This is a genomic window from Chitinophaga varians (assembly GCF_012641275.1).
Classification (GTDB): domain Bacteria; phylum Bacteroidota; class Bacteroidia; order Chitinophagales; family Chitinophagaceae; genus Chitinophaga; species Chitinophaga varians_A.
This window is the reverse complement of the sequence record NZ_JABAIA010000001.1, coordinates 2,772,597-2,790,866: the sequence shown is the minus strand read 5'-3', so window position 1 is coordinate 2,790,866 and position 18,270 is coordinate 2,772,597. Positions and strand designations below refer to the sequence as shown.

General features: G+C 49.2%; 16 protein-coding genes. 9 read left to right on the top strand and 7 right to left on the bottom strand.

Translation table 11 applies throughout. The annotated features are described in order from the left end of the window. Positions 1–80 precede the first annotated feature (80 nt). Together HGH92_RS11385 and HGH92_RS11380 are read right to left on the bottom strand one after the other, a co-directional pair. Positions 81–998, bottom strand: a complete 918-nt coding sequence (locus HGH92_RS11385; RefSeq protein ID WP_168870833.1) for a retropepsin-like aspartic protease — start codon at positions 996–998, stop codon at positions 81–83. Between the two features lie 13 nt (positions 999–1,011). Next, positions 1,012–2,244 (bottom strand): aspartyl protease family protein, encoded by a 1,233-nt coding sequence (locus HGH92_RS11380; RefSeq protein ID WP_168870832.1) that lies wholly within the window; start codon positions 2,242–2,244, stop codon positions 1,012–1,014. A 131-nt stretch (positions 2,245–2,375) separates the two neighbouring features. On the opposite strand from HGH92_RS11380, the gene mqnC reads away from it, so the two are divergent. The 3 genes from mqnC (at position 2,376) to HGH92_RS11365 (ending at position 5,078) form a co-directional block, all read left to right on the top strand. Next, positions 2,376–3,500 (top strand): cyclic dehypoxanthinyl futalosine synthase, encoded by a 1,125-nt coding sequence (gene mqnC, locus HGH92_RS11375; RefSeq protein ID WP_168870831.1) that lies wholly within the window; start codon positions 2,376–2,378, stop codon positions 3,498–3,500. Between the two features lie 257 nt (positions 3,501–3,757). Then, positions 3,758–4,384 carry a hypothetical protein gene (locus HGH92_RS11370; RefSeq protein ID WP_168870830.1) on the top strand — a complete coding sequence of 209 codons (627 nt, stop codon included), beginning with the start codon at positions 3,758–3,760 and terminating at the stop codon, positions 4,382–4,384. Positions 4,385–4,532: 148 nt separating this feature from the next. Beyond that, positions 4,533–5,078 (top strand): GNAT family N-acetyltransferase, encoded by a 546-nt coding sequence (locus tag HGH92_RS11365; protein WP_168870829.1) that lies wholly within the window; start codon positions 4,533–4,535, stop codon positions 5,076–5,078. Here HGH92_RS11365 and HGH92_RS11360 read toward each other — a convergent pair. Beyond that, on the bottom strand, positions 5,072–6,532 hold the full coding sequence (locus HGH92_RS11360) for an amino acid permease (RefSeq protein WP_168870828.1): 1,461 nt from the start codon (positions 6,530–6,532) through the stop codon (positions 5,072–5,074). The genes HGH92_RS11365 and HGH92_RS11360 overlap by 7 nt on opposite strands. A gap of 143 nt (positions 6,533–6,675) precedes the next feature. Further along, complete coding sequence (locus HGH92_RS11355; protein WP_168870827.1) at positions 6,676–7,569, bottom strand: hydroxypyruvate isomerase family protein; 894 nt, start codon at positions 7,567–7,569, stop codon at positions 6,676–6,678. Between the two features lie 200 nt (positions 7,570–7,769). Here HGH92_RS11355 and HGH92_RS11350 point away from each other — a divergent pair, with 200 nt between their 5' ends. Beyond that, positions 7,770–8,054 (top strand): hypothetical protein, encoded by a 285-nt coding sequence (locus tag HGH92_RS11350; RefSeq protein WP_168870826.1) that lies wholly within the window; start codon positions 7,770–7,772, stop codon positions 8,052–8,054. 81 nt (positions 8,055–8,135) lie between these two features. On the opposite strand, the gene HGH92_RS11345 is transcribed toward HGH92_RS11350, so the two are convergent. Further along, entirely contained in the window at positions 8,136–11,021 is a 2,886-nt protein-coding gene (locus HGH92_RS11345) for a TonB-dependent receptor (RefSeq protein WP_168870825.1), read from the bottom strand. A 39-nt stretch (positions 11,022–11,060) separates the two neighbouring features. Further along, the gene (locus HGH92_RS11340; RefSeq protein WP_168870824.1) at positions 11,061–11,891 is read right to left on the bottom strand and encodes a GLPGLI family protein; all 831 of its coding nucleotides are present in this window, start codon (positions 11,889–11,891) and stop codon (positions 11,061–11,063) included. A 190-nt stretch (positions 11,892–12,081) separates the two neighbouring features. On the opposite strand from HGH92_RS11340, the gene HGH92_RS11335 reads away from it, so the two are divergent. The 5 genes from HGH92_RS11335 to HGH92_RS11315 all read left to right on the top strand — a co-directional run bounded on the left by HGH92_RS11335 (position 12,082) and on the right by HGH92_RS11315 (position 17,531). Then, positions 12,082–13,509 carry a sensor histidine kinase gene (locus tag HGH92_RS11335; protein ID WP_168870823.1) on the top strand — a complete coding sequence of 476 codons (1,428 nt, stop codon included), beginning with the start codon at positions 12,082–12,084 and terminating at the stop codon, positions 13,507–13,509. 211 nt (positions 13,510–13,720) lie between these two features. Then, a complete protein-coding gene (locus HGH92_RS11330; RefSeq protein ID WP_168870822.1) occupies positions 13,721–14,407 on the top strand; it encodes a response regulator transcription factor in 687 nt (228 codons plus the stop codon). A gap of 24 nt (positions 14,408–14,431) precedes the next feature. Beyond that, positions 14,432–15,460, top strand: coding sequence for a phenylalanine--tRNA ligase subunit alpha (pheS, locus tag HGH92_RS11325; protein ID WP_168870821.1), 1,029 nt, complete (start codon positions 14,432–14,434; stop codon positions 15,458–15,460). A gap of 155 nt (positions 15,461–15,615) precedes the next feature. Beyond that, a complete protein-coding gene (locus HGH92_RS11320; RefSeq protein WP_168870820.1) occupies positions 15,616–16,464 on the top strand; it encodes a 3-hydroxyacyl-CoA dehydrogenase family protein in 849 nt (282 codons plus the stop codon). An 89-nt stretch (positions 16,465–16,553) separates the two neighbouring features. After that, positions 16,554–17,531 (top strand): NAD-dependent epimerase/dehydratase family protein, encoded by a 978-nt coding sequence (locus HGH92_RS11315; protein ID WP_168870819.1) that lies wholly within the window; start codon positions 16,554–16,556, stop codon positions 17,529–17,531. Positions 17,532–17,535: 4 nt separating this feature from the next. Here HGH92_RS11315 and HGH92_RS11310 read toward each other — a convergent pair whose 3' ends face one another. Further along, a complete protein-coding gene (locus HGH92_RS11310) occupies positions 17,536–18,219 on the bottom strand; it encodes a hypothetical protein (RefSeq protein ID WP_168870818.1) in 684 nt (227 codons plus the stop codon). Positions 18,220–18,270: the final 51 nt, after the last annotated feature.

Below are 18,270 nucleotides of genomic sequence, written 5' to 3'. Positions count from 1 at the left end.
AATTAAAATTAGGGTTTGGGTTTTCCATTGTCAGGATGGATTTTGAGGGACGTGTACAGCCTGTAATACCATGTCAGCGGTCATTCCAGGTATACTTCCTTCTTTTCGTAGTTTATCGTGATGGTGAATTGTTTCCAGATATCATAACCAATAGAGCCGGCAATCTCAGTGAACACGCCCACGTCATTGATGTCTTTGCAGTAGCTGACAGGCACATTGGCCATTGTTTTTCCACCGAGCTGCAATGACGGGATGTTGCTGTTGATATAGTACAACACTCTGACCATATCCTGCACCCTGTCTGTGTTCAGCGTAGGTAGACTGTTGATACGATTGGCATCCACATAGGGCCAGTTGAACAGGATGCCATAGTCGCCACCGGTGGTGATGTGGTAATGGCCCGGAAGATAACGGCCGTCCGGCATGGTGATAGCGGCATCTATTACCGGTGTGGAATAGTTGAGCTGAAAATGGAGCAGTCTCCCGGTATTGCCGATGGGCGTTTTACCGTTACGGTACAGTACCAGTTGTTGTTGCCGGTAATCGATTTTCACGATATACAGTTTCAGCAGGGCCACACCGATCACTCCGTCGATACTGTCTCCGAGGTTATCAAGATTTTCGAGATAGGCTTCCACGTAAGGAATTCGTAACCCCTTCAGGTACAAAGCGTTGAGAGTTACCACATTGGTCCTTACCATGGCATTGTTGATACCGCTCATAAAAGCCTGATGCCCGCTGTTGATGCGCATTTTTTCAGAAACACGTTTATGCAGCACCGTTACTTCCGCCCCACTGTCAAAAACAAACTGCAGGGTATCGGTACCGCCGGAGAGCACCACCGGTATTACCACATGTTTGTCGATCATGCGGAAAGGAATTACAGCCACAGGTTTGCTGTTGTCTGCCGCTGCGGGGGCAGCATTTTTTCGTTGTGCGAAGGCAGGCAGGAATAAATTACAGCACCAGCATATTACTATCACCAGAGTACGCCACATGCTGCAAATAACGTTAAAGAATACTTTTTATTGGCAACTTTTTAATTAACAGCTCGCTATCTCTCGCGATCAACAGTGTGGCCTTGGTGCCTACGTTTTTGAGCATTTCGCGGAATATCTGCAGGTTGGCCCCCAGGTTGTTATTGATGGCCATAATGATATCTCCTTTGCGGATACCGGCTTTTTCGGCCGGAGAGCCTTTGATGATGTCAGTCACTTCCACCCGGCCGTCTATCAGATAGATAATAAGGCCGGTATAGGAGTAGTCGAACATATCTTTGAAGTGGGTGTTGGGCATCAGGTAGATTTCTTTCCTGCCGTAATTAAGCGTGATATTAAACCGCCGCAGCAGGTCGTTGCCGATCATGCCGCCGAGGAAAGGATAAGCCGTGATGTTGGTCCTGTCATCGAAGATATAGGTAGGCACGTTACGAAAAGAAAAATTGCCGACGCGGAACTCCTGGACGGTGGTAAGCGACATCTGCATTTTGCCTCCCAGGCCCTGGGCCTCTGTTTGTATGATTTTCCTGCTTTTCCGGTGATGGGTGATCAGCGCGCTGTCGTTGACGAACTGGGAAGACAACAACAGGCACATACCGGCGCCGGTATCAAAATAATAACGGTTAGTGACTGTTTTACGTTCATGGCGCAGCGGCGCTGTGATCAACGGTATCTGCGTGAGTGACGGGCGCAGCAGCTGTCCTCCCCGGGGGTAGGTATAACGGCCTTTGCTGTTGACGATAATTTCCTCCGTATCGTAATCCACCGTTACAATATAGCGGGTCAGGAAACTGTACCCGATGATACCATCTACCTGAATACCATATACCTGGCTGATCAGCTCATAATCATTGACGTGGAAATCGAGGCTGTCAATGGTAAGTCCTGGCAGCTTCAGGGTGTGGTCCATCGCGAAAGACACGGTTTTGGCGGCTCCCAGCCCTTTTACCACTTTGTCTGTCGGCGTGAGTTTGATGCCCAGCCGGACACAGGTAGCGGTGTCGAGAGAGATGCCGGCGCTGCCCGTGTCCAGGATAAACTGCAGGGTGTCCGGGATATTATCCAGTGTGGCTGAAATGACAACCACGCCGCCATAATATTGCTTGAATTTAAAACGGGTGATCAACACAGATTGCTGTGTGGTATCGTTCTCCAGGATGGCATTTCCGGCAGATACTGGTTGATAAAGACCGGTTAGTGCTGCCAAAGCGAGCAGCAAGGCGAGTAACAGATTTGGTTTAGGCATACAGATGATGCAAGGGGATCATTTTCCTAAATTTAATGTATATACCGCTACATATAAAATATTTTTATTACCCGCTGTTATTGTGCGATATACTACCTTTGTCGGGTTATTCAGTGAATAGAAAATAGCATATGGTACTTCAGGATTTATATCAAAAGGCACAGCAGTTTGAATTTCTGACAGCAGAAGAAGGGGTGTACTTGTTTGAAAATGCACCGCTGGCAGAACTGATGCACATTGCCAACGAGTTACGTAAGCAACAGGTGCCGCATGGAAAGGTGACCTGGCAGATAGACAGAAATGTGAACACGACCAACGTGTGCACGGCCAACTGTAAGTTTTGCAACTTTTACCGCATTCCCGGTCACGCCGAAGCCTATATTACCGATATTGAGGAATATAAACGCAAGATAGACGAGACCCTGAAATACGGTGGGGACCAGCTCCTGCTGCAGGGCGGGCATCACCCGGAACTGGGACTGAGCTTCTATACCAACCTGTTCAGGGAGCTGAAAAAGCTGTACCCTACTCTCCGTCTGCATACGCTGGGGCCCCCGGAAGTAGCGCATATCACCAAACTGGAAAAGAGCACGCATATTGAAGTGCTGCGCGCATTAAAAGAAGCTGGCATGGACAGCCTTCCGGGCGCTGGTGCTGAAATTCTCAACGACCGTGTACGCAGGCTCATCTCCAAAGGCAAATGTGGCGCACAGGAATGGCTGGACGTTATGAGGGCTGCACATAAACTGAACATCGCATCTTCCGCGACCATGATGTTTGGCCACGTGGAAACAGTAATGGAGCGCTTCGAACACCTGGTGGACATCCGTCAGGTACAAAGCGAGAAGCCGGAAGGGCACTATGGTTTCACCGCTTTCATCCCCTGGACGTTCCAGGATGTGGACACGCTGCTGGCGAAGATCCGCGGCGTTCACAATATGACCACCGCCGAAGAATATATCCGCATGATCGCCATGAGCCGTATCATGCTGCCAAATATCAAGAATATCCAGGCTTCCTGGCTTACTGTCGGCAAACAGGTGGCGCAACTGTGCCTGCACGCAGGAGCCAACGATTTCGGGTCTATTATGATTGAAGAAAACGTGGTAAGCGCTGCCGGTGCCCCTCACCGCTTCACCTACCGCACCATGCAGGATGCTATCCGTGAAGCCGGTTTCGAGCCGCAGCTGCGTACCCAGCTGTACGAATTCCGTGAGTTGCCTGCTGCAATCGAAGAACAGATAATTAACTATTAATCAGGGATCCCAGGGCTGAAGCCCTGGGCTACGATATGAGGGCCCTTGAGGCCAAGAGTTGAATGACCAGAAAGGACCTCCTTTTTGGTCATTTTTTTTAGTCTTATTCTTAATCTGTTTTAATCTTCCCCGAAATCTGGCTAGTTAACAGTGCTCATAGCCATCACCGTTATAGGAATGTTAAAACTATCTAGTGCCTGTTACATTTTCCTTCTTGCCACGTCTAACAGGTATAACACAAAAACAAGGAGGGAACCATGAAAAAGCTGGGTTTAATATTGTCAGGATTAGTGATAATGGCTTTGGCTGCGTGCAGTACGAAAGTTACTTCTTCCTGGCGAGCCAACAACGCGCAACAGTTACAAAAAGATCAGAAAATAATGGTGATGGCGCTGGTTCCTCAAAAGGACCGTGCCCTGAGAAGCCAGATGGAAAATTTCACCGCATCGGAACTGAAACGTAAAGGGTATAACGCTGTTTCTTCCTTACAGGAATTCGGTCCCGACGAGTTTATCAAAATGGGTGAAAAACAAGCTATCAGAAAGCTGCAGGGAAGTGATGTAAACCAGGTCCTGACCATTGTGATGGTGGATAAGGGAAGACAAAGAAGTTATACTCCGGGTTATGCCTATGCTCCTTATGGTTATTGGGGCTTCTGGCCTTACTACTCCCGTTGGTACAATACCTATTATTCACCGGGTTATGTCACCTATAGTACCAGGTATCAGTGGGAAGGTAATCTGTACGACCTGAAAAGCGGTCAGTTACTGTACTCTGTACAATCACAATCTTTTGACCCGCCTTCCACAGCAAGAATGGCGGTATTATATGCACAGCAGGTAGTGAAGGACATGACGAAGAGAAACCTGTTGGCCAACAACTAACGATTTTGGATAATGACAATTTTAAGTGTGATAGGTGAACGGCAGATCAATATTGATCTGCCTTTTTTGTTTTATGAATAGTTCATAATCAATAAATTCGCAATTCATAATTTTATTCGTAGGTTTATCCCCCACTTTAATTCCGGTTATGTTAGATATACCTGTCAATCAAGATATACACCTGCGGCAACTCACCATGCAGGACGCCCCACTGGTATATAAACAGCTGGATGCCTCCAGGAAGAGCCTGCGCAAGTTCCTGCCGTGGGTGGACTACAATACCCATGAAGAGCACAGTGCCCGGTTTATTCAGATGATGCAGCGTAAAGCGGAAGAACAGGAAGCGATAGCGCTGGGAATCTGGTATCAGCATCATTTATGCGGTGTGATGGACCTGCACGGATGGGACCACCAGGTACAGAAAGCGGAGATCGGTTATTGGGTCGGAGAGGCATTTCAGGGCAAAGGTATCGCTACCGCAGCCTGTCGCGCGCTGATCTCCTATGCGTTCAAAAAATTACGGCTGAATAAGATTGAAATAAAATTTGTTTTACAGAACGAACGAAGCGGGCAAATCCCCATTAAGCTGGGATTCACCCGCGAAGGTATTCTGCGGCACAACGCCAAGCTGCATGGCCAGTTTGTGGACATGGTAGTGATGGGTGTGTTACGGCAGGACTGGAAACATTATTGACCGGCATTCAGCTCCCGCCTTACCTTGCTGTGTTTCCTGCCATAGAAGTAATAAATCACCATTCCTATTGCCATCCAGATAATAAGCCTTAACCAGGTGTCCAGCGGCAGGAATATCATCATGCCCACGCAGGTGAGGATACCCATGATAGGCACAAAAGGCACCCATGGCGTTTTGAACGGCCGAGGAGCGTCCGGCATGGTGTAACGCAGTATCCATACGCCGGCGCATACGATCACGAATGCCAGCAGCGTACCGATGCTGGTCATTTCCCCTACCACCTTGATGGGCACCAGCGCGGCAAATAAGCTGATAAATGCACAAAACAGGATATTGGACTTCCACGGTGTGCGGAAACGGGGATGTATGTCTGAGAAAATTTTAGGTAACAGTCCGTCTTTTGACATCGCGTAAAACACGCGTGACTGCCCCCAAAGATCTACCATGATCACGGACGTATAACCGATGATGATAGCCAGCACCACCAGTTGCCCCAGCCATTTAAAAGGCGTATGGGAGATAGCGATGGCCACCGGGGCGCCACTGTTCTTAAATTCGGTATATGGCGCGAGGCCGGTCATGACATGTGAGAACAGGATGAACAATACCGTACAGATGGCGAGTGAACCGAGGATACCGATAGGCATGTTGCGTTTCGGGTTTTTTGTTTCCTGTGCTGCCGTGCTGACGATATCAAAACCCAGGAAAACAAAGAAGACCACGCCTGCTCCCCGCAGGATACCGGACCATCCAAAATGGCCTAATTCACCCGTGTTTTTGGGGATATAGGGCACCAGGTTGGACGGTTGTATATATTTCCATCCAAGGGCAATAAAAACCAATACAACGCCTACTTTCAGGGACACTACCACCGCATTCCAGATGGCGGAGCCTTTGGTGCCGCGCATGAGGATGTAGGACATCAGGATTACTACCAGCGCAGCAGGAAGGTTAAACAGTCCGTGTACCACCTCTCCGCCCGGGAGTGTTATTGTTTCAAACGGAGAATGGACCAGCCGTGGCGGAAGATAAATACCGTAGCCGGAGAGAAACTCCACCAGGTAGTTGGACCAGCTGATAGACACGGTAGCCGCGCCCACAGAGAATTCCAGTACGAGGTCCCAGCCGATGATCCAGGCAAACAGCTCTCCCATAGTGGTATAGGCATACGTATAGGCGCTGCCTGCAATAGGGATCATGGCGGCAAATTCTGCATAACACAAGCCTGCAAAAGCACAGCCGATGGCAGCTACCACAAAGGAGAGCGTGACCGCCGGACCGGCGTTATTACCTGCTGCCAGGCCTGTCAGGGAAAAGAGACCGGCGCCGATAATGACACCAAGGCCCAGCATGACCAGCTGAAAACCGCTCAATGTACGTTTCAGGCCCTGGCTTCCCTCCTCTCCGGACTCGCGCAATAGCCAGGCCAGTGGCTTTTTGTAGTATTGTTTCATTAATACCCTACTTGTTTGGTGGACTAATTGGGCGCAAAAGTAGGACAACATTTTGTGATTTGGACATTTGGCTATTTTTTATTTGAAGTATTTGTAGGTACCCTATCAAACAAAAAATAGCCAAATGGCTGAATTACAAAATATTATGCGATATCGCAGATATGAACAGCATTGTTCAGGGAGGCCAGTTTATCCGGGCGGGAAGGGATGAACTCCTGCGCCACATGTCCTTTAAAGCCTGTTTCATAGATGGCTTTCATGATGGCAGGATAATACAGTTCCTGTGTTTCATCGATTTCGTGGCGTCCGGGAACGCCGCCGGTATGATAGTGGGCAATGTACTGATGATGATCACGGATGTTGCGGATCACATCACCTTCCATGATCTGCATGTGGTAGATATCATACAGCAGTTTGAAGTTCTCAGAACCCACTGATTTGCAGAGCGCTACACCCCAGGCGGTATGATCGCATTGATAATCATGGTGGTCTACCTTGCTGTTCAGCAGTTCCATCACGAGGGTTACTTTTTTCTTTTCTGCATAACCGATAATGCGTTGCAGCCCTTTGGTGCAGTTTTCGATTCCCTGTTCATCGCTAAGGCCGTTACGGTTGCCGGAGAAACAGATGAGATTGGAGAAGCCTGCTTTGGCCGTTTCATCGATATAATGCCGGAAATAGGTTTCCAGTTTATCGTGATGGGCCGGGTTGTTAAACCCGCGGGTGATGCCCCACTCCGGACCGTTGCTGGCCACCATGGCGGAGATCATGTCATGTTTTTTCAGGATGGCAAAATCCTTCGGGTCTACCAGGTCAATCGACGGGATACCGATTTTTTTGGCTGCCACGCAAAGGTCGGCCAGCGGAATATCATAACACCACGCACATACAGAGTGGTTGATTTTGCCTTTCAAAGGTTCACCAACGGCTTTGTCGTGGGCCGCCACCCTTTCTGAAAGGGAAGATAATGCGGTAGATGCCAGTGCCATAGTCGCTACTTTTTTGATCATGTCGCGGCGGGAATTTTCCTCGTGCATAATTTCAGTGTGCTTTAAGTGGCATCAATTTAAATGAAAATAAGCGTATTTGCAACACTTGCTGCAACTCCGCGGCAGGAGCGGCCCCGACAGGATGTCAGACTGCTTTTTCAATATAAACGCCCTGAAAATCTTACCTTTATATTAACAAGCTATTTTGGTAAGCATTTTGTTTATGTATTGAAAAGCGGAGGTTGAAAATGGAAAAAAAGTATACCCCAAGTTTATGGCTCTGTATTCTGATGGACCTGATTGGCTGTGCCAGTTACGCTGTTCCGGTTTTAGGCGATGTCAGTGACCTGATCTGGGCCCCGATTTCAGCAATTATCTTTTACCGCATGTTTGGCGGCCCCATAGGTACTTTTGGTAGTGCCTTTAACTTTCTGGAAGAGCTGTTCCCCGGAACAGACTTTATTCCCACATTCACCATGGCGTGGGTTGTAAAACGCATATGGGCGGGCAGAAGGACCGTCGCCATGAAGTGATCTTCAGATTTTCGATTTTTTGATTTGGATATTGAGGCTATTTATTTTAATACCAAATCAAAAAATCGAAAATCAAAAAATTTAGAACTGGTTATTTCTGAAGCCTCCTTGTCCGCCACGGGGCCCCATCATCATCCGCATACCTCTCTCCCCGTTATTGTTTCCTTTGTTATTACCGCCAAACTTATTCAGGAAATAGGTAAAGCTGATCATAAAGTATTGTTGCAGCACATTGGAACGAACGTCTTCAATATAGTTATCACTTACATCACGGGAAACGCTTACATACTGCCTTAGCAGGTCGAAGCCCTGTATCCTGATCATGCCCTGTTTCTTAGCAAATACATACTTAGACACGTTGGCGTTCCACATGGTGGAGGTAAGGTTATAACCGGCAGTACGGCCTCTGCTAAGCGCGCAGGTCACATCTGAACCGATCATGAAACCCAGTGGCAGATTGAAGTTCACATCTGCGTTGATGTTATAGTCAAAGTACTGCGTATTGGGCGTGGACGGCAACGTATAGGAGGTGGCGTTATAATTCACACTGGCTCCCATCGACGCGTCAAACAGCTCCTTGTACATGTAGCTCACATTCACGGACTGTGACAGCTGCAGGGTGTTTTTATAGTTCATGACGCCCTGGGTAATGTTCACATCACGGCTGTACCCGATGGAGGTACCGGTATTCAGGTTCTGTCCCGGTGTTTTTGACAGCGGGATAGAGTTATGCAACATACCGGAGACACTATAGTAGCCGTTTACGTTTACCGGTTTGCTGAAAGTCTTTCCGGTAGCAGTGTCCAGCCTGGTGGAGTTGATAATCTTGTTAGAGCCAAATGATCCTCTCAAAGAAGTGAACATGCCCCGGAACGTGGTATTATTGAACTGGTTGTAGCTAATACGCACGGTATTGTTGTAAGAAGGTTTCAGGTTGGGATTACCTTCCTGTACATACAGCGCATTACTGTTGTCTGGTACGGGTTGCAGCTGTTGTACGGTTGGCTGTGTCGTGTTACCATTGTAGTTTATGCGTAACCGTTTGCTCTTGGCGAACGTGTAGTTAAAAGTGGCGTTAGGCGCAAAGTTAACGGTACTCTGATGTATCAGGCTGTCTCTTTTGGTACGGAAAGAATAGGTGGTGTTGTCAAGATTATTGAACAATACATTTAATCCGATAGAGTAATCATATTTCAGTTTAGACGTACGGAACGCAAGGCCGGCCTGCTGATTTATGGTATTGTTGGTGAAAGCGTTACTCAGCGAGTCGTTGAGCTGATCATACACGCCTTTGCTTTCGTTGTAGTCGTAAGTATATTTTTTACTATCGCTTTTGTAGTTGGTGATGCCGTAGTTGGCCTCAAGGTATTTATCGCGGCCCAGGGGCTCTGTATAGGTAAGGTTGGCGCCGGCATTTTTACTGATAGTGTTGATCTGGTTGCTCTGGTTAAACGTAGAGAGGCTGTCGTTGGCAAAATAATACACGCTGGACTTATTGAAGTTCTGCTGGTCATTAATGCTATTGTTGTACGACAGGTTGAGGCTAAGTGTGCGGCCCGGAGTTTTAAACCGTTTTCTGAACAGGAGCGATCCGCCGATATTTTGATTATTGCCATGTCCATCGTTGGTGGTGGTGCCTTTGTTGACGGTATCCTTATTATTGTTCAGCGTCTGATAGTCACGGGAGCTGAAGCTGTTTCCATTGGTGAGGGAATAGGAAGGAGAAAACACGATGGAGTGCAGGGAATCTATCTGGTATTCCACGCGGGCATCGAGGCGGTTGTTGCTGTTATCTGTCTGCGAAGAAGAGTTTTCATTGTAAAAGGTGGTGCTGTTACCGGCAAAAGTCTGCCGGGACGTTTGTTGCGTCAGGTTGTTTTTGGTATCGTTAAAGAAGTAGCTGCCGCTGAACTGCACTTTTTTATTGAAGTCTTCGCTGAAGTTGAGGCCTGCGTTCCAGTTGCGGGTGATGCCGGGATTGCTGTTGCTGCCGCCACCGCCGCCGCCCTGGGAGATGATCATGCCTCCTCCTCCGCCACCGCCACGGCCCCCTCTTCCACGGCCTCCGCCACCACCGCCTCCGGCAGGACTGAAGCTCATCTGGTCACGGATCGTATAGCCGGTACTGTTAATGTTGTTGCCGCCGCCGACCAGGCTCATTTGCTGGTTGTCACGGAAACGGTTAAGGTTAAACGCCGTTGAAAACCGGTCGTCTGTACCATAACCTGCGGAAGCACGGCCAAACAGGCCTTTCTTTTTATCTTTTTTGATGGTGATGTTGATCGCTTTTTCTGTTTGCCCGTCATCGATCTTAGTGAATTCGGCCTGATCGGATTTTTTATCGATGATCTGTACTTTGTCGATGATGTTTGCGGGGAGATTTTTAGTGGCCATCTTGGGGTCGGTGCCGAAGAAGGGTTTGCCGTCCACATATACTTTAGTGACGGTTTCGCCTTGTGCGGTAATGGCCCCGTCTTTATCCACGGTCACTCCCGGCAGTTTTTTGAGCAGGTCTTCCACCACGGCATTATCGCGGGTTTTGAAGGCATCAGCATTAAATTCGAGCGTATCTTTTTTGACAACGATCGGCGGCTTTTCGTCTTTTATTTCCACCGCGTTGAGGTTAACGCCTTTCAGCTCCATGCCCAGTGTGCCCAGTGTGAGTGATGGCGTTTCGTCCGTGATTTTGACGGGTTTGTTGATGGCCTTGTATCCCAGGAAGCTGATATACAGCCGGTAGTCGCCGTTGGCGATATTGGTGATCTCAAAATTCCCCTTGTTGTCTGTGATGGCAGTGCTGGCCACCGTAGAATCTTTGGCATGCAGTAATACGACAGTTGCTGCAGGCATAGCTTCTTTGGTACTTTGGTCAGTCAGCTGCCCTTTAATCTTTCCTTGCTGCGCCTGGGCCTGGGAGCATATTACTCCCAAACCCAGTACCAGCAAGAGCTGTATAATTTTCTTCATAATGGAGTTTCGCGCGAAAAGGTAAGATAGGGTGAATTTTTACATTTGGGGTTGCCGCTTACGTAATTTCTCCATCTCCTGTTGTCTGATATCCCGCATTTGTTCCTGGCTGATTTTTTCAGCACCGGCGGGTACGGCGAGATCGGTGTCTGTTACGGCCTGGAGGTTTACGCTGGTGGCGTTATAGGCACGTCTGCCGCCTTCGGCCACCAGTACCACGGCGTTGGCTTCCGGCAGCAGCCCGTTGATTGGCGAGAAGCTGAATGGCAGTTCGGTGGTGTACCATACGGTGTAGGTATCGTCTTTTAACTTGATAGTAGCTTTCTTACAGGTATAACCTGCTATTTTCTTTGTTTTGTCGCTGGCTTTGGCATCGGCGGCCACGATAAAATCTTCTTCGGCATAGTACGTTTTGCGGTCATCGCCGAAGGTGCTGAAAACGTGAAGTATCTTCTTATTGGCGAGGTCAAAGTATTGGGTATTGCCACGGCCCATCATGCCCATGCCCGGGCCCATTCTGCGTTGCCCCGGCCCCTGCCCTTGTCCGGGCGCCTGTGCATTGGCGGTGTCTCTGCGGGCTCTGCCGCCCCAGCCACCGCGGCCGCCGCCACCGTTGCCAAAATCGGGCCTTTCAGTGGCCAGTTTGGCATGACCGTTATTGAAAGTAAGGGTTTGTTTAAAAGTGATTACATCAGGGATTTGGGGAGCTTCATCACCGTCGCCGCCACCGCGCTGGAACCCACGCATCCGCTCGGGGTCTGTTTTAGCAGTCACCTCGTAAACAATAGTGCCTGACTGCTGCGCCAGCAGCGGCTGTGTAAAGGGCAGCACCAGGGCTGCGCTCATAATGATCCGGGATATACCTTTCATGGTTGCTGATTTTATCAACAAAAATCCTCCTTCCCCGTCTCTTTTTGCGTTAAAAACCTTTATTTACTGTTATTTACTGTTAAAGATCATCTGCCAGCGTTAAATAGGCTTATCTACTGTTAATTATTGTTAAGGATTTCGCCCCTTTAGCGCCGGAATGGATAGTTTTGTAACGATATAAATATGATTGATGCGGCAAAGAATCCGAAACATCCTTATCCTCATGTGCAGCTGTATTCTGGGAATCTTTCTTTTCCAGGGCTATTGGGTGTACAATTCCTATCGCATCCGGCAGGAACAGTTTAGCAAGGAAATCAATGACGCCTTGCGGACAGCGGTATTTAACAAACAGTTCTCCGACGTGCACCGGCAGTTCCCGGACATGCGCAGCTATCGTTATTATAACAGGTCCAAAGACAGCGCCCGGATGGTGATCATACGGAGAGACCAGCACGGATGGCATCGCGGCGCCAGACTACCAGGTCCTCCGCCCCCGCCAGACAGCATCAAAGGGGATGTTACCACCCGCATTTATGTAGACACGCTCGCCCGCCAGATCTCCGAATTCCTGATCGCCAATAACCATAACGACAGCGCCAATCTCAAAAAACTGGACTCCATCTTCCGCGCTGAACTTCATAACCGCCAGATAGCCACCCCGTACAAACTGGATACTTTCCATATGAGCTACAGTGGCTTTGAAAGGGAAAGCTTCCGCGACAGTATCCGGAAAAGAGAACCGCGACAAACATCGAAGATACCATTCAACCCTGCCAGCAACCTCTTCGTACAGGCCAGCTTTGAATCCCCGCTACAGTTTATCCTGCAGAAAATGCTCTGGACGCTGATAAGCTCCGTCGCACTGCTGGTGCTGACCGTGTTGTGTTTTGTATATATGCTCCGGACCATCCTCAAACAGAAAAAACTGTCAGAGGTGAAGAACGACTTTATCAATAACATGACCCATGAACTGAAAACACCAATCGCTACAGTGTCTGCTGCGGTAGAGGCCCTGCAGAACTTCAACGCTTTGAATGACCAGCGTAAGACACAGACCTACCTGGATATATCCAAGAATGAACTGCAACGGTTGTCTGACCTCGTCGAGAAAGTGCTGCATATCGCTGCGGAAGAAAAAGAAGACTTTGAGCTGTTCAGAGAGGAAACAGACCTGAACGAAGTGATCGACAACATCCTGACGAACCATCAGCTGAAAGCCGCCAAGATGCTACAGGTGCGGTATGACAACAAGTTGACCCGCCCCACTGTTTATGTAGATAAAACCCATCTGTCCAATGCCATTAATAACCTGGTGGACAACGCCATCAAATACTCCGGTGAGCAGGTACAGTTGTATATCAGCTGCAGCGAGGAACACGGCATGCTGAAGATCAAGGTGAGGGATAACGGCATTGGTATTCCACGGGCTTACCAGGAGAACATTTTTGACAAGTTCTTCCGGGTGCCTACAGGCGATCTGCATAACGTGAAAGGGTTTGGACTGGGGCTGAGCTACGTAAAAAAGATCGTGGAAATGCATGGCGGCACTATCCGGGTGCATAGTGAACCTGACAAGGGAACAGAATTTACGATTAACATTCCCTTGTCCCAGGGCTGAAGCCCTGGGCTGCGATTAGATTAAGCCTTTGCTATTGATTTTTTTATTGATGGCTTTAATGTTGGCCGAATGAACTGTACCCAATAAAGGTGACAACGCGTGAAGCCGTTTCGGTACTGATGTTTCGTTATTGAAAGGCTTTTATACGGCACTGTTCCCAATAAACACACAACGTAGCCCAGGGCTTCAGCCCTGGGATCAAAAAAAAGATATGGCAAAAGTATTATTAATCGAAGACGAATGGCAGCTGGGCCAGATTGTGAAAGACAGTCTGGAAACCCGTGGATTTGAGATGTTGTATGCCGAAGATGGTAAGGAGGGCCTGCGGCTGTATCAGCAGGAGCGGCCCGATGTAGTGGTATTGGACATCATGATGCCGAATATGGACGGCTTTACGGTCACAGCAGAGATCAGGAAGCAGGATAAATTTACGCCGATCATCTTCCTGACGGCCAAATCCCAGACGGCGGACGTGGTCAAGGGATTTGAATTGGGAGGCAACGACTATCTCAAGAAGCCGTTCAGCATGGATGAGCTGATCGTACGTATCAAAGCGTTGCTGAAGCGGTTCAGCGACCATCCGGCCGTAAAAGAGATGGAAGAGGGATCTGTGGTGATTGGCCAGTATATCTTCAACTATGCCAAGCAGACCCTTGCCCGTAACAATGTTACCGAGTTCCTCTCCCACCGGGAAGCGGAGATCCTGCGCCGGCTGTACGACAACAAAAATGAGGTGATGGAGCGTAAGGCCGTGCTGATGGACCTCTGGGGCGATGATAATTTCTTCAATGCCCGCAGTATGGACGTTTTTATCACCAAATTGAGGCGTTACCTGAAGGACGACAGCCGCGTCCAGATCGTTAATATCCGCGGGGTTGGTTATAAGCTGATATTTTAGCATTATCGCTTATCTTTGTTCTTTATGGAACAGTTAGTACAGCAAATAGCAGCCTATAAACAGGAAATAGCGGCTTTTACGCCTGCCAATGCGGCCGATCTGGAGCAGTACCGGATAAAATTTCTGGGCACCAAAGGCCTTGTGAAGGCCCTCTTCGGAGAAATGAAACAGGTCCCCAACGATCGCAAGAAAGAATTTGGACAGATCCTGAACGAATTTAAGCAGCTGGCGGAAGCCCGCTATGAAGAGTTTACAGCGCTGAAGGAAGCTGCCGGCGACAACCATCAGGATGTAGACTATACCCTGCCAGAGGCCCCTCACCGCCTGGGCACCCGTCATCCTATCAGCCTGGTGCGGAACAAAATCATCCGCATCTTCGAACGGCTGGGCTTCACCATTGCAGAAGGCCCGGAAATTGAAGATGACTGGCATAACTTCACCGCGCTGAATCTCCCGGAAAACCACCCTGCACGTGATATGCAGGACACTTTCTTTATCAGCAAAAATCCTGACTGGCTGCTGCGTACCCAGACTTCCTCCGCCCAGGTAAGGGTGATGGAAGAAGGCAAACTGCCTATCCGTATCATCAGCCCGGGAAGGGTATACCGCAACGAAACCATTTCCGCCCGTGCGCACTGCTTCTTCCATCAGGTAGAAGGGCTGTACATCGACGAGAACGTTTCTTTTGCCGATCTTAAACAGACCCTTTATCACTTCGTGAAGGAGTTCTTTGGTGAAAATACCGGTATTCGCTTCCGTCCCTCCTACTTCCCGTTCACAGAGCCCAGTGCTGAGATGGACATCTCCTGCTTTATATGTGGCGGCACCGGATGTTCCGTATGCAAACATACCGGCTGGGTGGAAATCCTCGGTTGTGGCATGGTACACCCCAAAGTACTGGCCAATTGCGGCATTGATCCGGAGAAATACACCGGTTTCGCTTTCGGTATGGGTATCGAACGTATCACCATGCTGAAATACCAGATCAAAGACCTGCGCCTGTTTTCTGAAAACGATACCCGCTTCCTGGAGCAATTTGAAGGAACGGTATAGATATTTAGCGATTTTTTGGTGTAGGCGGCCGAGGCAGCCTGCATCAAAAAATCGTAAGTCAAAAACAGCCCCCGACAAATGATTTATTGTTGATTTTAGGTAGTCAGGCCGCCTTCAAATCAAAAAATCGTAAATCAAAAAATTCCCACATCAAGATGATACACTCTATTGCTGTATGCGGCGCTGGCACCATGGGAGCCGGTATAGCCCAGGTAGCGGCTTCCAGTGGTTACAAGACGGTCCTGTTTGATATCCGCCCTGAAGGGCTGGAAAGAGCGCAGGCACAGATCACCAAAAGCCTCTCCACAGCGGTGGAAAAAGGCCGCCTTAAGGCGGAGGAAAAGGATGCGGCCCTGGAAAGGCTTACTTTTACCAGCGACATACATCGCTGTGTGGCAGATGTGATCATTGAAGCCATTATAGAGGACATGGCTGCTAAAACAGCCCTGTTCAACCAACTGGCGCCCATCAACCGGGAAGACACCATTTTTGCTTCCAATACCTCTTCCCTGTCTGTTTCTGCTCTGGCGGCCACGCTTCCCCATCCTCAGCGGGTAGCCGGCATGCATTTCTTTAATCCTGCCCATCTGATGAAACTGGTGGAGGTCGTGAGCGGTGAACAAACATCACCTGAAACGACCAGCCGTGTTTATGAGCTGGCAAAGTCCATGGGAAAAGTGCCGGTAAACGCAAAAGACGCCCCAGGTTTTATTGTGAACCGTGTGGCGCGGCATTACTATCTGGAAGCTATGTTGCTGGCCGAACAACAGGTGGCTGATTTCAGCACCATTGATCAGCTGCTGGAAAACGCCGGCTTCCGGATGGGACCTTTTGCCCTGATGGACCTCATCGGTAATGATATCAACCTGGCCGTCACCCGGTCGCTGTACGACGCCTTTCAACAGGCGCCCCGCTTCAAGCCTAATGCGCTACAGGAACAACGGGTGCAGGACGGTAGGCTGGGCCGTAAAACAGGTCTTGGCTTCTATCGCTACGAGCAATAAACTTTAACAGTTATAAATCCGGTGAATCGCTCAAATCACGGAAATCATTAGTTAATTTTGGGCCTCTATCAGTAAACGAATTAGTCTTCATGATTTTAGTCACCGGCGGAACAGGTTTTTTAGGCAGTTATTTGATTCGGTCATTGGTCGCGGCAGGTAAACCTGTGAGAGCCCTTTACCGCAAAGCCCCTTCTCCCCGGTTGCAGGACCTTTCCGAAAAGATTGAATGGGTACAGGGCGATATCCTGGATGTATGTACACTGGAAGATGCCATGCAGGGCATTAGCCAGGTGTATCACTGTGCCGCTGTGGTGTCGTTTCAGCCCGGCAATGCCGCCAATCTCATGAAGATCAATGTAGAAGGTACCGCCAACGTAGTGAATTTAGCACTCGATGCCGGTGTGCAAAAGCTGGTGTATGTAAGCTCAGTTGCTGCCATTGGCAGGTCGAGGGAACAGGCGGCCATTGATGAAGATTGCGAATGGGAAGACAGCCCTAATAACTCCCGTTACAGTATCAGTAAATTTCAGGGTGAAATGGAAGTGTGGAGAGGCATCGCGGAAGGCCTCGATGCCGTGATCGTAAATCCTTCTATCATATTGGGCGCCGGCTTCTGGGACGAAGGCTCCGGCACCCTGCTCAAGAATGCCTGGAAAGAATTCCCTTATTATACCGAAGGCGTCAACGGTTTTGTAGATGTGCAGGACGTGGTAAGAGCGATGATGCTGCTGATGGACAGCTCCGTGAGCGGGGAACGTTTCATCCTGTCTGCCGACAACTGGGGATACCGCCAATTGTTTACCACTATGGCCCATGCATTGGGCAAAAAGCCACCCCATATAGCAGCTAAGCCATGGATGGCCGAAGTGGTGTGGCGGCTTGAAAAAATAAAGGGTATGCTGACCGGCAAACATCCGGTAGTGACCAAAGAAACGGCGCGTACGGCACAACTGAAGGTGTACTACGACAACCAGAAAATCCGGACGGCCCTGCCGGCATTTAACTTCCGTCCACTGGAAGAAACCATCCGGGAAATTGCGGCCGCTTTCCTGGCATCCCGCAACTGATATTTTATCTCAACATCAACGCGCCAATGGCAGCAGCCAGTGTTTTGGCTGTTTCTGCAGGGGCGTCTTTGCTGACCCATACACGGGGTTTTTCGCCGGGGATGACTGCCGCTACCGGCTGTCCGCGGTATTGAAATTCATAACACACTTTTTCGTAGGAGTTGACCTTGCCGAAACGGTTATGTGCCGTAATGCGGATATCGGTGTCTGCGCACCGGAGTATACCGGCTTGTTTGTTATTGTTCAGCTCCAGGTACCCCGGGGATTTTAATATCATTTCCCAGCGTTTCAGCGGCTCATTTTTAGTCCCGTTGATCAGCGTATAGGAAAGGGCCGCGCTGCCATCAAGGTCTTTTAAAACGGCCGGCAAATCGCGATTGCTGAAGGCGATCCGGGAGGTGTTCATGGTTTGTACCAGGATGTGTTCATCATTGCCGTTGACATAGAAATTAAAAGGCGTCTTAGGGTCTTTGATGAAGCTGCCCATTGTTTCGGCCACGCCGTTTTTACGGGAGGAGGTAGTATACAGTCCGAAGGAAATGGTTTTGGCAGAAAGCCAGCCATCGTTCACCTTCACCGGCCATTCCTGTGCCTGGCTGTACAGGTTGTTCTGCGGGGTGGAGGTAGTGGGTTGTTTGGCAGTAGTGCAGGCGAGGAGAAAGAGAAAGGGAAACAATAATTTTTTCATGAATTACGAATTACGAATTACGGATGACGGATGACGAATGACGCTTACAGG